This is a genomic window from Hymenobacter properus (assembly GCF_015694735.1).
GTDB classification, from domain to species: domain Bacteria; phylum Bacteroidota; class Bacteroidia; order Cytophagales; family Hymenobacteraceae; genus Hymenobacter; species Hymenobacter properus.
The window spans coordinates 1,009,033-1,024,513 of the sequence record NZ_JADQDP010000003.1 but is presented as its reverse complement, the minus strand read 5'-3'; the positions used below and the strand labels follow the sequence as shown (position 1 = coordinate 1,024,513).

Sequence of the window (15,481 nt, the reverse complement as noted above, 5' to 3'; positions counted from 1 at the left end):
CGGGAGGAAAACTCCCCTCCTCTGATGAGGAAGAGATGTTCGAGCTTTGGCTCAAATGGGAATGATTGAACTCGTTGAACGATGTCCGAACAGGCGTTAACGTGGTTTGCAAGCCAGCCGTTCGGCAATAAGTAGTGGGAAACTCAAGACTGCCATTGTGGTTCGGTGCGGTCTCGTTCAACTACCTCCCTCAAGTGGCACCACTCTCGGTTTTGCTGCGCAAAAACGCCCTCCTCGCCTGAGGAGGGAAGTATCGGTCAACGGCGCAGGCGGTACAGCCCTTCCACCGGGAAATGGTCGCTCCATTTCATTTCGCGGTGCACCTGGCAGCCCAGCACCTGCCACTGCTTGCTGGCGAACTGCTGGTCGATGCGCAGGCCGGGCAGGCGCCCGTTGTAGGTGGCCCCAATGCCCAGGCCCACGGTGGCCCAGGCATTTTGCATGTGGTCGGCCAGCTGGTCGTATGGGTAGGAATAGGGCAGGTCGTTGAGGTCGCCGGCCAGCAGCACAGGGTAGGGCGAGCGAGCCACGCGGGCCAGCACGGTGTCAATCTGAGTGCCGCGGGCCACGGCGCCGTTGCGGAAGCGGCGCAGCAGGTTGGGGGCTTTCTGGCGCAGGCCGGCGCGGCTCTCGGTAGCGGCCGCAATGTCGGCGTCGGCCATGCTCATGCTTTGCAGGTGCAGGTTGAAGACGCGAATGGTATCGGGGCGGCCGCGGCCGGTGCGGGCGGCGGGGCGCACCACGTCGGCCCACATGGCGTGGTTTTGCGAGATTTTACCGAACGTGATGGTGCCACGCCGCACAATGGGGAAGCGCGAAAAAATGGCCAGCCCAAACTCGGCCCCGATGCCGTTGGTGAGCGTGACCGACACGAACGAGTGGCGGCCGCTGCTGCGCCCCAGGTATTCTTCGGAACGAAAAACGTCTTTGTCGTTGCGCGAGCCGTGGGGTTCGTTGTAAAACTCCTGCAAGCATAGCACATCGGCCGGGCTGGTAGCCAGCCAGCGAATCAAGCCAGTAGAAGAGGCATTGTTGGGCTCGCGCAGCTGGGCATACACGTTGAAAATGCGCACATTGGCCGACAGCAACGATACCTCGTGCGGATGCACTGCGAAGAAACGCGAGCGGGGCAGCGCCACCTTGGGCAAGGGCACGGGGCGGCCCCCGGCCGGCGGGGTTTCGCCCTGCATTTCCGGAAACACGAAGTGCAGGGCCAGGCCGCGCTGCACGTGCGGCCAGGTGAGGGCCAGTGCCACAATGGGCAGCACGGCCACCCGCCAGTTGCGCCGCAGCCAGTACAGGGCCAGCAGCGCCGTGCACACCAGCGCCACCGGCGTGGTGAGGGCCCCGAACACCACCGGCCAGAAAGCCGCCGCCGGCACCTGCTCGCAGGCAATGGCCAGCAGCAGCCACCCCAGGGTGAGCAAGGTTATTTTGAAAGCAAAAGAGCGGCGCACGGCACGGTAAAACGAGCCCGCAAAGGTAGCAGCCCGGGCCGAAGGCCGCGGCGATTCTCAACCTCGACTATCTTTAGCGGCATGAGCCGAATTCTACTCCTTGCGCTGCTCTTGCTAGCCGGCGGCCTTGTCCGCGAAAGCATTGCCGCTCCCTCTCCGCCCGCCGATGCTTCGCTGACTTTCTACGAAAACCGGGGCCAGTGGCCGGCCGCCGCCCGCTTCGGGGCCGCGCTGCCCGGCGGCACCCTATTTGTGGAGCCAGCCGGCTTCGTTTACTCGCTGCGCGACTCGGCCGCCCGGCCGTTGCACGGCGCTCCGGCCGCCGCGCCCGGTCCTCCAAGCCGGGGCCACGCCTATGCCGTGCACTTTGAGGGAGCCAAGCCCGCAGCGCCGCAGGGCGCCGAGCAGCTGCCCGGCCACCGTAACTATTACCTCGGCGCCGACCCCAGCCACTGGGCCACCGGGGTGCTGGGCTTCCGGCAGGTGCACTACCCTGAGCTGTACCCCGGCATCGACGCGATGCTGTACGAAAACGAACGGCAGCGGCTGGAATATGATTTCGTGGTGGCACCTGGAGCTCGGCCGGGCGCCATTGTGTTGCGCTACGACGGCGCCGCGGGCCTCACGCTGGACGCGGCCGGCAACCTGCGGGTGAAAACCAGCGTGGCCACCGTGACCGAGCTGGCCCCACGCGCCTGGCAAACCTCACACGACGGCCGCCGGAAGGCCGTGCCGTGCGCCTTTGTGCTGCGCGAAAACCAGGTGAGCTTCCGGCTGGGCGCTTATGACCCCGCCCTACCGCTTACCATCGACCCGGAAGTGATATTCAACTCTCATTCCGGCGCCACCTCGCTCGACTACGGCCTCTCGGGCACCTACGACGCGGCCGGCAACGTGTACTCGGCCGGCTGCTCATTCTCGGCCGGCTACTATCCCACCACGCTGGGGGCCTACGTGCAGACGTCGCGCCAGTCGGATGCCGATGTGGTGGTGAGCAAGTTTGCCGCCCAGGTCCAGGGCCAGGCCTCGCTGCTATACTCGGCCATCATCGGCGGCGGTGCTACCGACGTGCCCACCCGCGTGGTGGTGAACAGCCAAAACGAGCTGCTGATAATCGGTGCCACGGCTTCCAATAACTTTCCGACCACTACCGGGGCCTTCGACACCAGCTTTGGCGGGGGAGCGCCGGGGTCGGTAGCCGGGCCGATTACGTTTTCGGCGGGCTCCGATGTGTTTGTGCTCAAGCTGGGCGCCGTGGGCGAGCTGCTGGCGAGCACCTACTTGGGCGGCTCGGCCAACGACGGCCTGCTCAACCCGCCTGGCACGGCCAGCCTGTTCCACAACTACGGCGACGCCCTGCGCGGCGACGTGGCCGCCGACGCCGCCGGCAACATCTTCGTGGCCACCTACACGGCCTCGGCCGACTTTCCGCGCGGCAGCAGCGCGCTGCCCTACCACGGCGGCGCCCACGATGCCGCCGTGTGCCGCCTCAGCCCCGACCTGCGCCGCCTGGAGTGGACGGCCCTGCTGGGCGGTGGCGGCGACGATGCAGCCTACAGCCTGGCCCTGGCCCCCGACGGCAACCTCTATGTGGCGGGCGGCACCTTGGGCGGCGGGGGCCTGCAAAACACGGCGGGCGGCTACGTGAGCGCCCCGCCCAGTGGCGCCAGCAGCCAGCCCGATGGCTTCGTGACGCGCCTGACCTCTGCTGGCGTTGTGCTGCAAAGCACCTACTTGGGCACCAGCGCCTACGACCAAGCCTATTTTGTGGACGTGGACGCCGGCGGTAGCGTGTATGTAATGGGCCAAACCCTGGGCGCCTACCCTACCACTGCCGGGGCCCTGGCCACGGCGTCGGGCAGCCAGTTCATTCAGCAGCTCACGCCGGCGCTCACCGGGGCGGGCTTTGCGGCGGTGTTTGGCAGCGGCCGGGCGGGCATCACCGACTTTTCGCCCATGGCCTTCGGGCTCGATGCCTGCGGCAAGCTTTACGTGGCGGGCTGGAGCGGCAACAGCAATGCGCTGGGCACGATTTCGAGCACCACCACCCTAGCCAATATGCCCGTCACCCCCGACGCGCTGCGCTCCACCACCGACGGGTTTGACTTGTACTTTGCGCGCCTGGCCGTGGGTGGTGCGAGGCTCGAATACGGCACCTATTACGGCGCCCTGCAAGGCATCGGGGCCATAGGCGAACATGCCGACGGCGGTGCCTCGCGCTTCGACCGGGCCGGCCGGCTCTACTACAGCGGGTGCGCCGGCTGCGGCGGCTTGACGTTTCCGATGGTGCCTGGCGCGGGCTATTACCAGCTCACCAACGCCGGCGGCTTCTTCTGCAACCAAACTACGCTGAAGCTGGACATGGGCGACGGCAGCGGCGGCACGGTGGGCGCCCCCCTCACGGTGTGCGACAATGGTACGGCCGTGGCCCTCACCACCGGCCGCCCGGCGGGCGGCACCTGGAGCGGGCCCGGGGTGTCGGGCTCGTTGGCCGGGGGGTTCTTTTTTACGCCTACGGCCCAACTGGTGGGCACGCAGCAGCTCACCTACACGCTGCCGGCTGCGGCCGGCGTGTGCCGCCTGCCCGCCAGCCAACTAGCGGTGCGGGTGCTGGGCACGGGTCCCGTGCAGGTGGGGCCGCTGCCCGCCCGCTTGTGTTCGGGGCCGGGGCTGGCGCCCATTCAGCTCACGGGCATGCCGGCCGGCGGCACGTTCTCGGGCCCCGGGGTGGTTGGCAATGAGTTTCGGCCGGCCACGCTGGTACCGGGCACCTACACCATCCGGTACACGGTGCCCACTACGACTTGCGGCGGGGGCACGGCCTCGGTGGTGGTGCAGCTGGTGTCCCAGGCGCCCCCGGTGGCCGGGCTCGACACGGTGCTGTGCGCCAGTCAGACGCGCAGCATCCGGTTGCTCGGCAACCCGGCGGGCGGCATCTGGAGTGGGCCCGGCGTGAGTGGCTCAGTAGCCACGGGCTTCGTGTTCACGTCGCCGGGCACGCCGGGCACCGCGGTGCTCACCTATCAGGTCACGAGCGGCAGCTGCGCCGGGCAGGCCATCCGCCTGTTTACACTGGTGGCCGCGCCGGTGCCGGTGGCGCTGCTGGCGCCCACGCCGTGCAGCTTCGTTGGGCCGGGCACGGGACTGGCCACGGCCACCGGCCTGGCGCCGTTCACGGTGCAAACCGTCAACAACACCCCCGCCATTGCGGGCATTGCCACCTCCTATGTGTGGGACTTTGGCGACGGGCAAACCAGCACCGAACGCGCCCCGGCCCATACCTATGGGCAGCCGGGCACCTACGCCGTGCGCCTCACGGCGTCGCTGAACGGGGGCTGCGCCAACACGGCGGTGGCCAGTGCCGTGACGGTAGTCGACCCGCTGGTGCCCAACATCATCACGCCCAATGGCGACGACGTGAACGACTACTTTGTGCAGCACTTTTCCTGCCTGCCGGTGCAGCTGCGGGTGTACTCGCGCTGGGGCCAGGAAGTATTCCGGGCTGAAGAATACGCCAACAATTGGAACGCGGCCGATGTGTCGGCGGGCATCTATTACCTGGTGCTGCTCGACACGGCCGGGCGCCGCTACCGCGGCTGGCTGGAAGTGGTGAAATAAGCGCGACCAACCTCGCACGAATTTTGCGTCGCTGCCGTTCGGGCAGAAACCGGGCGGGCGCGGGCCGTGGCGTCATTTCCGGGGTTGCCTTCATCTTCATTCTGCTTTTGGTGCTTCTATGCCCGTACCTTTTCGCTTGGTTAGCCGGCGTTTACTTGCAACGCCGCTATTCTTTTTTTCGCTGCTCTCCGCCCGGGTAACCCTGGCCGCCGAGGGAGCACCTGGCAAGCCCAGCCTGGAGTTCATTCAGAACCAGGGCCAGTGGGCCAGCCCCGTGCGCTACGAAGCCGCGTTGCCCTCGGGCCGGTTGTTTGCGCTGCGCGATGGCCTCACCTACACCTTTGTGGACCCGGCCCTGCTGAGCCACCACCACAGCACCGTAAAGGGGGGTGCCGCGCCGGTCCCACAGCCCGTGAGCGCGGCGGCGCACGCCTATACCGTGCATTTTGAAAAGGCCAACGCCCGCCCGCGCCTCACGGCCGAAACGCGCACCGAAGGTGAGCGCAACTACTTTGTGGGCGCCGACCCCAAGCGCTGGGCCAGCCACGTGGCGGCCTTCCGCCGGCTGCGCTACGAGGAGCTCTGGCCCGGCATTGGCCTGACCTTGTACGAAAACAGCCAGCAGCGCCTGGAGTACGACGTGCTGCTGGCCCCGCGCGCCAACCCGGCCCGCGTGGCCCTGCGCTACGACGGCGCCAGCAGCCTCGGCCTGGATGCGGCCGGCAACCTGGTGGTGAAAACCACCGTGGCCACCATCACCGAAACCGCCCCGCAGGCCTGGCAAACCGATGCTGCCGGCCGGCACCAGGCCGTGCCCTGCCGCTTCGTGCTCACCGGCAACACCGTCACATTTGCCCTGGGCCAGTACGACCGCACCCGCGCCCTCACCATCGACCCGTCGGTGCAGTTTTCGACGCTCACCGGCTCGGCGGCCGACAACTGGGGCTTCACGGCTACTTATGATGCGGCCGGCAACCTCTACTCCGGCGGCATTGCCTTCGGAGCCGGCTACCCCACCACGAACGGCGCCTACCAGGCCAACTTCAGCAGCATGGAGGACATGGCCTTTATCAAATACAACACCAGCGTTTCGGGGGCTTCGGCGCGGGTGTGGGCCACCTACCTGGGCGGCAACAGTGCCGACTTTCCGCACAGCCTGGTGGTGAATGCCCAGAACGAGCTGGTGATTTTGGGCAGCACGTCTTCCACCAATTTTCCCACCTCTGTTGGCGCAGCCCAGCGCAACTTCGGCGGGGGCACGGCCCTGAATCCCTTCATGGCTCCTGCCAGCGCCGTGCAGTACATGATGCCCAACGGGGCCGACTTGGTGATAACGCGCCTCAGCGCCACCGGCAGCGCCCTGCAGGCCAGCACCTACTTGGGTGGCTCCGGCAACGACGGCGTGCAGCGCGACGGCTCGCAGCTGGCCGTGAACTACGGCGACGTGTTCCGCGGCGACGTGCTGCTGGACGGCGCCGGCAACGTGTACCTTGCTTCCAACACCACTTCGCGCAGCATTCCCCTGCTGAATACCGGCTTCAACCTGACCTCGGCGGCGGGCGGCGACGCGCTGGTGTGCAAGCTCAACCCCAACCTGAACACCGTGCTGTGGGGCGGCTACCTGGGCGGCGCCGGCGAAGACGCCGCCTATTCCATTCAGCGCGACGCGCAGGGCCGGGTGTACGTGAGCGGCGGCACCACCTCGGCCTCGCTGCCGGCCACGGCCGGGGCTTATCGGCCCGGCCGGCCGGGCGGCACCGACGGCTTCGCGGCCCGCATCAGCGCCGACGGCCTCACGCTGGACCGGGTGACGTACGTGGGCACTGGCGGCTACGACCAGGCCCAGTTTCTGCAGCTCGACGCGGCCGGCAACGCCTACCTGTTTGGGCAAACCATGGGGCAATTTCCGGTGACGCCGGGCCTGTACGGCAGCTCAAGCGGCTCACTGTTCATTCAAAAGCTCAACCCCGACCTGACGGGCAGCATCTACAGCACGGCCTTTGGCAGCCGCAGCGGCTTCCGGATAGGACCCAGCATTGTGCCCACCGCCTTTCTGGTGGATGACTGCGAGCGGGTGTACGTGAGCGGCTGGGGCGGCGACGACAACGACCAGGGCCAGTGGCTGGGCGGCAGCACGTTCGGCCTGCCTTTCACGGCCAACGCCGTGCAGCGCACCACCGACGGCTCCGACTTTTACCTGGCCCAGTTTGCGGCCGGCATGACGGGGCTGGAGTACGCCACGTTTTTTGGGCAAACGGGTGGCGCGGCCGAGCACGTAGACGGCGGCACCTCGCGCTTTGACAAGCGGGGCGTGGTATACCAGGCCATGTGCGCGTCTTGCGGCGGCGGCCAGGCCTTCCCGGTGCCGCCCGATGCCGGTTCCTACACCACCCGCAACGGCAGCCTGAACTGCAACAACGGCGCCTTCAAAATGACCTTCGACAAAATCACGGCCGACCCCGGCCCGCGCCGCTTCGTGTGCGTGGACGGCGGGCCCGTGGCGCTGGGTGGCACGCCCCTTGGGGGCACCTGGAGCGGGCCCGGCGTGCAGGCCGTGGCGGGCGGCGGCTACCAATTTGTGCCCGCTGCGGTAGGCCCCGGCCAGTACGGCATCACCTACTCGGTGGCGGCTACGGGCATTTGTGTGAGCACCCGCAGCGTGCGCTACGTGGTGGCGCCGCCGGTGGTGCCGGCCATGGCGCCCGTGCCGCCGCAGTGCACCAGCGGCGGCGCCGTGGCGCTGACGGCCACGCCGGCCGGCGGCTCCTGGAGCGGGCCCGGCGTGAGCGGCAGCAGCTTCCTTCCGGCCACGGCGGGGCCGGGCACCCACACCATCACCTACACCGTGAGCGACTCGCTGGGCTGCGGCACCACCACCCGGCAAATTGTGGTGACGCGCCCGCCCACCGCCACCCCCGGCCGCGACACCACCCTGTGCGCCGACCAACGCCAGCCCTTCCAGCTGCGTGGCTTTGCGCCGGCGGGTGGCGTGTGGAGCGGCCCAGGCGTGTCGGCCAGTGGCTTTTTCACGCCGCCCAACACCAACAACCGCGGCGGCGTGTTCACCCTCACTTACACCGTGACGGAAGGCCCCTGCCAAACCGCGGTGCAGCGCACGGTAGTGCTGGCCCCTACCTCCACCCAGAACGTGGACCTGAACCTGCCGGTGTGTGCCGCCCTGCCCCAGTACGCCGGCCTGGCACCCTTCAATTGCCTCCTGACGCCGGTGCTGCTGGCCCCCAACGCCACCTATCGGTGGGATTTTGGCGACGGACAAACCAGCACCGAGGCCACCCCCACCCACCGCTACGAGAAGCCCGGCTCCTACCACGTGCAGTTGCAGGCCCGCTACGGCAACTGCGAGGTCCTCACCGGCTTCGCGCCCGTGGAAGTGGGCGAAGTGCTGGTGCCCAACATCATCACCCCCAACGGCGACAACCTGAACCAGACCTTCCAGCCGCGCATTGGCTGCCTGCCTACCTCGCTGGAAGTGTACTCGCGTTGGGGCCAGCGCGTGTACCAGAGCAATGACTATAAGTTCGATTGGGACGCCCAGGGGCTGCCCGACGGCATTTACTACTACCTGTTGCGCGACACCGACAACCGCCAGGTGAAAGGCTGGGTGGAAGTGCACCGCTAGGGGTGCCCATGAGCCGGCACGGGTTCGGCTGGCCGCGCTTTATCTTTACGGAGGGGCCTGTTTCGCCCGGTTGTTGGGGCCGTTTCAACGGTCTTGTTCAGCCACCGGGCGGGGCAGGCCCTGCCCTAGCCGGGCTCTACTTATCTCGTTCCTTTCGCTATTGATGACAACTCAGCTACGCCTTGCTACTTCCGCGCTTTTCCTGCTGACTGCTGTTCCATCTTTTGGCCAGACAGCTGAACACGCCGGGCCCGCCAACCACACCCTCGAATTCATTGAAAACAAGGGCCAGTGGGACGCCCGCGCCCGCTACGAAGCCCAGCTGCCCGGCGGCCGCTTGTTTGCCGAGGCCAATGGGCTCACCTTCTCGCTGCTGGCCGATGGCGGCCCCGCCCGCCGGGGCCACACCGGCGGCAAGCGCACTGTGCCCCCAGCCGACAGCGCCGCCCGCGGCCATGCCCTGAAACTGCGGTTTGCGGGCGCCGCACCTGCCACCGTGACGGCCGAAACGCCCACCACCGAGCACCGCAACTATTTCCGGGGCAGCGATGCCAAGCGCTGGGCCTCCGACGTGCGCAGCTTCCGCGAGCTGCGCTACGCCGGGCTGTGGCCGGGCGTGAGCGCCCGCGTGTATGAAAGCGCCGACCAGCACCTGGAGTACGACTTCGTGCTGGCGCCCGGGGCCCGGCCCCAAGCCATTGCCCTGCGCCACGACGGCGCCAGCGGCCTACGCCTGGACGCGGCCGGCAACCTGCTGGTGCACACCAGCGTGGGCACCGTTACGGAGCGGGCCCCGCAGGCCTGGCAGGCCGATGCCGCCGGCCGGCGCCAGGCCGTGCCCTGCCGCTACGTGCTCACGGGCCAGACCGTCACGTTTGCCCTGGGCAAGTATGACAACCAGCGGCCGCTAACCATCGACCCGGTGGTGGTATTCGCCACTTACACCGGCGCCACGGCCGACAACTGGGGCTTCACGGCTACCTACGACACGCAGGGCAACCTCTATTCCGGCGGCATCGTGTTCGACCCGGGCTACCCTACCAGCCTGGGAGCTTACCAATCGGCGTTCTCGGGGCTGTTCGACATTGGCATTATCAAGTACAACCCCAGCGCGACGGGGCCGGCGGCGCGGGTATGGGCCACCTACCTGGGCGGCAGCGGGGCCGACTTTCCGCACAGCTTGGTGGTGAACAGCCAGGGCGAGCTGCTGATTCTGGGCTCGACGGGTTCGGCAGATGGGGCGTTCAGCACGGGGTTCCCTACCACCACCGGGGCGTTGCAGCGCACGTTCAGGGGCGGTAGCAACGCGGCGCCGTTTGGCTACAACTATTCACCCTACAACTCCCCTACTGGCTCCGACCTGTTTATCAGCCGCCTCAGCGCCAACGGCTCGGCCCTCCTGGCTTCCACCTACCTGGGCGGCAGCGGCAATGACGGCCTGCTGCCGCTGAATGTGAACAACTCGGCCTTTAGCAACACGCCGCAGCTGCCGCATAATTACGGCGACCCCTTCCGGAGCGACATCATTGTGGACGCGGCCGATAACGTGTACATCGCCACGCACACGACTTCGATAGATTTCCCGGTGGCACGGGGCCTCAACAGCACCTACCGCGGGGGTACTTCCGATGCCGTGGTGTGCAAGCTAAACCCCGGCCTGACGGCCCTGACCTGGGGCAGCTACCTGGGCGGCTCCGGCGCCGATGGGGCCTACTCCATTCAGCTGGAGCCCACCAGCGGCGACGTGTACGTGGCCGGCGGCACGCTCAGCCCCAATTTTCCGACGACGACGGGCGCCTACCGCACCACCCGGCTTGGCGACGTGGACGGCTTTGTGACGCGCATTGCGGCCAATGGCACCAGCGTGGTGCGCTCGACCTACGTGGGCACAGCCGATTACGACCAAGCGTATTTCCTGCAGCTGGGCACCGACGGCGGGGTGTACCTGCTGGGCCAGACCACCGGGCAGTTTCCGGTAACGCCCGGCCTCTACACCACGCCCGGGGCCACGCAGTTCATCCAGAAATTCGACGCCAACCTGGGCCAGAGCCTGCTCTCCACTGTTTTCGGCAGTTCTGACCCCTCGCAGCGCTTTCTCGTCAACCTCGACCCTACGGCTTTTCTCGTGGACCAGTGCGACCGGGTGTATGTGTGCGGCTGGGGCGGGCAGGTGAACGGCGGCTACCCCTATCAGGACTTCAACGGCTTCACCAGGGGCCTGCCCACCACGCCCGGTGCCGCCCAAACCACAACGGACGGGTCCGACTTCTACCTGGCGCAGTTTTCGGCTGGCCTCACCAGCTTGGCCTACGCCACCTTCTACGGCGACACCACGCCCGGCACCGAAGGCGAACACGTGGACGGCGGCACCTCGCGCTTCGACCCGCGCGGCATTGTGTACCAAGCGGTTTGCTCCTGCTTTTCAACCAACGGCTTTCCCATTCCGCCGGGCGCCAACTACTATTCGGCCATCAACAACAGCTACCTGTCAGGCTTCGGCACGGCCTGCAACAACGCCTCATTTGTTCTCAACTTCCAACCCAGCATCGCCAACGCCGGCTCGGCCCAGACGGTGTGCGCCACGGCCGGGCCGATGACGCTGGTGGGCCAGCCAGCCGGCGGCGTGTGGACCGGGCCGGGCGTGACGGGCTCGGCGGCCACAGGCTTCGTTTTTACGCCTTCGCTGGCGCTGCTGGGCGTGCAAACCCTCACCTACACCGTGCTCAGCACGGGCGCGTGCACCACTTCCGACACCCGCCGCGTGACGGTGACGGCCCCGCCTACAGCTACTTTCAACCCGCTACCGCAACAGGCCTATTGCCTGCCCGCGCCCGGTGCACCCGCCCTGGCGCCGGTGCGGCTCACGGGCACACCGGCGGGCGGCACGTTTAGCGGACAGGGCGTGACGGGCTCGGTGGCGACGGGCTTCTTCTTTACGCCCAATCTGGCGGCGGGCACCTACCAGCTGACGTACTCGGTGACGGCCAACAACTGCACGGGCACGGCCACGCAGACGGTGACACTAGCAACCATTCCCGCGCCCACCGTGCTGGCCGATACTGCTATTTGCCCGGGCAGCACCCAGGCCTTCCGGCTGCGGGGCTCGCCGGCGGGCGGCGCCTGGAGCGGCCCGGGCGTGACGGGCTCGACGGCCACGGGCTTCTTCTTTACACCGCCGGCCGGGTTCACCGGCCCCGTCACCGTCACATATAACTTCACCAACAGCTCGGGCTGCGGAGGTACCGCCTCCCAGCGCATTTCTACGGCCGCAGTGCCGCAGTTGGCGCCTACCTGGGCTCCCGTGTTTTGCCCCGAAACCCGCTTTGCGCCGCTGTCCCTGCGCTTCACGCTGGCGGGCACGGGCATCCCGGCGTCGCCCAGCGTGGTGTGGGATTTTGGCGATGGCACGCAGTCGACCGACGCCAACCCCACGCACACTTACGCCGCAGTAGGCTCCTACCGCCCGCTGCTGCGCCTGCGCTACAACGACAGCAAGTGCGAAACCCAGGCCGCGCTGCCCGTGGTGGAAGTGCTGGAACGCCGCATTCCCAACATCATCACGCCCAACGGCGACGACCAGAACCAATTTTTCCGCCTCGGCCCCGACTGCCCGCCGCGTCTGCAAATTTTCTCCCGCTGGGGCCAACAGGTGTTCGACTCGCCCGCCTACCGCGACGACTGGAAGGCCGAGGGCCAGCCCGATGGCGTGTATTACTACCTCCTCACCTACCCCGACGGCCGCAAGCTCAAAGGCTGGGTGGAAGTGGTGCGGTGAGTTAATTAATTGTCATTGCGAGGCCGCAGGCCGTGGCAATCCGTCCTTTTCTCAGCGACCAGCCTTCCAATGTGATAAGCTCAATAAAAAGCCCCGGTGCTGCACAGTGCCGGGGCTTTGTGGTAAAAGGGCGTGCTTGGTCTTGACAGGACGGATTGCTTCGTCGCCGCTTGATGCGCGGAATGCTCGCAATGACAGGCGTCTTATCCCTCCTTCATCCTCAAACCCAGTGTCAAGTCTTTCCAATCGGGTAGCAAGTCGGCCCAGGAGGCGCCGATGGCGCGGCGGTAATGGTAAAGCAAATAGGATGCACTAGCCGCATAGGAAGCCGACATACCCAACGCCGCGCCTACCATGCCCAGGCGCGGCACCAACAGCAGGCAGGTGGGCAGCGTCAGGGCCAGGCCCAGCAGGGCCGCGCGGTTGTTCACTCCGTAGCGGGCCATGCCACTGAAATAAGTGCTGGCCTGCATGCCCGCCCCGTTGAACAAAATGCCCGGTGCCAGCGCCACAATGACATTGTGGGCCGCCCCAAACTCGGGGCCGAAAATGGCGGCCAGCCACGCTGTGGGCACCGCCGCCAGCACCAGCACCGCCCCGGCCGTGGCCAGCAGTGTGAGCCGGCTGCTGCGCAGGGCCGCGTGCGTCTGGCCGTGCTTGTCGGCAGCATTTACCAGGGCCACATACTGAATGAGCGCCGTGCTGCGCGGAATCAGCCAGATGGCTTCGGCCAGCGCCACGCCCACTGAGAGAATGCCTAAGGTTTTGTTGCCCGATAGATAAGCGACGGCATAGTAGCCGAAGCGGTAGTTGGCAAAGGTGACCAGGTTGGAAAAGTGGGCGCCCCGGCTGTGGCGGGCCAACTCGCGCACCACGGCCCGGCGCCGGCCGCGCGGGCTGCTCCAGGCATCGGGCAGGCGCAGCAGCAGCATCGTGCTGACTAGCCAGGGCAAACCGTTGGCCAGGTAGTTGGCATAGTAATAGGCGTCAACGCTCAGCCAGTGTGCCGCCGCAAAGGCCAGCGCCAGCGCCCCGGCCAGCAGCGCCGCCTGCACAGTGGTGAGCACGTTGTAAGTCTGCTCGCGCTTGCGGCCCAGCAGCAAAAACAGGTTGATGGACAGCAGAATCTGGACCAAGGTGACACCCGCCAGGTGCAGCACATATTCCGTTGAAACCGGCCGCAGCAGGCCCACCGCGACTGCCCCCACGCCGCTCACCACCAGCGCCCAGCCGTAGGCCGGCGGCAGCAGATGCCAAACGTTGCGCCGCGGCACCAGATAGATGAGCGAGGAACCGCCCAGCAGCCCGGCCAGCAGCACCAGCCCCGACATATCGGTGTAGAACAAACTCACCTGCCCGCGCCCCGCCGCACCCAGGTAGCGCGCCGTGAGCCACACCACCGCAAAGCTCAGCCCCGCCGTGAGGACGCGCGACGCGAAGTGGTGAAGAATGCGTTTGAGCATGAAAGGGAAAATGAAAGCTGGCAACCAACGAACAAAAGAACGTCATGCCGAGCGCAGCCGAGGCATCTCGCCTGTGGCAGTAATTTAATCGCCTGTCATCCTGAGCGCAGCGAAGGACCTTATCACCTCAGAAAGCTCTGGTGTGATAAGGTCCTTCGCTGCGCTCAGGATGACAAACGGACCACACGCGAAACACCTTGGCCGCGCTAGGCATGAAGCTTTTCCGGACCTCAACTAATGGCCCAGCACCTGCCGGTACACTGCTCCAAACGCCGCGCCCACCGCCTGCGGCGCGCACCGCGCTGCCACATCGGCCCGTAGGCGTGCGGCATCGAACTGTTCCGAACCGCTGAGCACAGCTGTAAGGGCCGCTTCCAGGCCGGCTTCGTCGTCGGGGGTCACCAGCAGGCCGAAGGTGTTTTCGGGCTGAAATAATTCGGGCACGCCGCCGGTGCGCGTGGCCACCACCGGGCAGCCGCAGGCTCGCGCTTCAAGCAGCACGCAGCCAAACGTCTCGGCCCGACTAAAGGAAACAAGGGCGGTAGCACGGGCCATTTCGGCGGCTACGGCCTCGTGCGGCAGCTTACCCAGAAATTCCACCGTGCCATCAGTCAGCACGCCGAGCGAAGTGGCGTAGTCATGCAGCGCCTGCTCATCGGGCCCGTAGCCGGCAATGCGCAGGCGCAGGCCGGGCCACGCGTTGCGAAGCCGGGCCACTACCCGCAGCACGCCCGAGAGGTTTTTCACCTTGTTGTGAAAGGCAGAAACGTGCAGTAAGGTGGGCTGGTGGATTGGTGGATTAATGAATTGGTAGTTTGGCTGAAATAAGTCCGTATCGACCACGTTGGCAATGACCACCGAATTTGCATTCACAAAGCCCAACGCCGCCATGGCATCGCGCAGCCCACCCGATACGGTGTGCAGCGCCGCCGCCCGGCGCACCACCGCCCGCGTGAGCACTCGCCGCAGCCAGGTAATACCGCCCGACCGCTGAGGCAAGTACAGCGTCCAGTGCTCGGTGATAATGTATGGGATGCCGCGCACTGCCTTCAGTGCCCAGGCAAACAGACCCGTGCGCAACAGCACGTGCACGTGCACCACATCGGGCCGCTGGCCGCCCCAGTGCCGCCGCAGCCGCCGGTAGCCGCGCAACAGGCACCAGAAATACAACAGCAGCTTCAGCGGTTTATCAACGAAGCCCAAGCCCGTAGGAGCGGCGCGGTAGTAGTAGCGCAGCGTAGGCACGGGGCCGCTAAAGTCTTCCTCTGCCTCCGTTAATGTCGGCAGCGGCCCGCGCGCCACGGCGGCAAAGAGTACCGCCGCATCCACCCCGCCGTGCGCCGCAATGGCCGCCACGTGCCGGCCCACGAAATCGCCGTCCTGGTCGTCGAAGCGGTTGGGGTACCACTTGGGGAGGTGTAGAACGCGGGGCGTCTTCAATGATTAACGGTCCGTGATTAATGATTAATCCTTTTACAAAGCTAGGCCGCAACCTTCAAGCCCTGCCCCAACAAAAAAGCCGGCTCTG

Annotated in this window: 6 protein-coding genes; 3 read left to right on the top strand and 3 right to left on the bottom strand. The window is 66.7% G+C overall.

From position 1 onward, the window contains the following. Positions 1 to 257: 257 nt before the first annotated feature. Positions 258 to 1,457, bottom strand: coding sequence for an endonuclease/exonuclease/phosphatase family protein (locus I2I01_RS16125; RefSeq protein WP_196287490.1), 1,200 nt, complete (start codon positions 1,455 to 1,457; stop codon positions 258 to 260). 81 nt (positions 1,458 to 1,538) lie between these two features. Here I2I01_RS16125 and I2I01_RS16120 point away from each other — a divergent pair, with 81 nt between their 5' ends. The 3 genes from I2I01_RS16120 to I2I01_RS16110 all read left to right on the top strand — a co-directional run bounded on the left by I2I01_RS16120 (position 1,539) and on the right by I2I01_RS16110 (position 12,490). Next, positions 1,539 to 5,075 (top strand): DUF7948 domain-containing protein, encoded by a 3,537-nt coding sequence (locus I2I01_RS16120; protein WP_196287489.1) that lies wholly within the window; start codon positions 1,539 to 1,541, stop codon positions 5,073 to 5,075. A gap of 118 nt (positions 5,076 to 5,193) precedes the next feature. Continuing rightward, positions 5,194 to 8,715 carry a DUF7948 domain-containing protein gene (locus I2I01_RS16115; RefSeq protein WP_196287488.1) on the top strand — a complete coding sequence of 1,174 codons (3,522 nt, stop codon included), beginning with the start codon at positions 5,194 to 5,196 and terminating at the stop codon, positions 8,713 to 8,715. A gap of 163 nt (positions 8,716 to 8,878) precedes the next feature. Beyond that, the gene (locus I2I01_RS16110; protein WP_196287487.1) at positions 8,879 to 12,490 is read left to right on the top strand and encodes a DUF7948 domain-containing protein; all 3,612 of its coding nucleotides are present in this window, start codon (positions 8,879 to 8,881) and stop codon (positions 12,488 to 12,490) included. 203 nt (positions 12,491 to 12,693) lie between these two features. Here I2I01_RS16110 and I2I01_RS16105 read toward each other — a convergent pair whose 3' ends face one another. Both I2I01_RS16105 and I2I01_RS16100 read right to left on the bottom strand, forming a co-directional pair. Next, on the bottom strand, positions 12,694 to 13,953 hold the full coding sequence (locus I2I01_RS16105; protein ID WP_196287486.1) for a lipopolysaccharide biosynthesis protein: 1,260 nt from the start codon (positions 13,951 to 13,953) through the stop codon (positions 12,694 to 12,696). A 234-nt stretch (positions 13,954 to 14,187) separates the two neighbouring features. Beyond that, positions 14,188 to 15,393, bottom strand: coding sequence for a glycosyltransferase (locus I2I01_RS16100; RefSeq protein ID WP_196287485.1), 1,206 nt, complete (start codon positions 15,391 to 15,393; stop codon positions 14,188 to 14,190). Positions 15,394 to 15,481 lie beyond the last annotated feature (88 nt).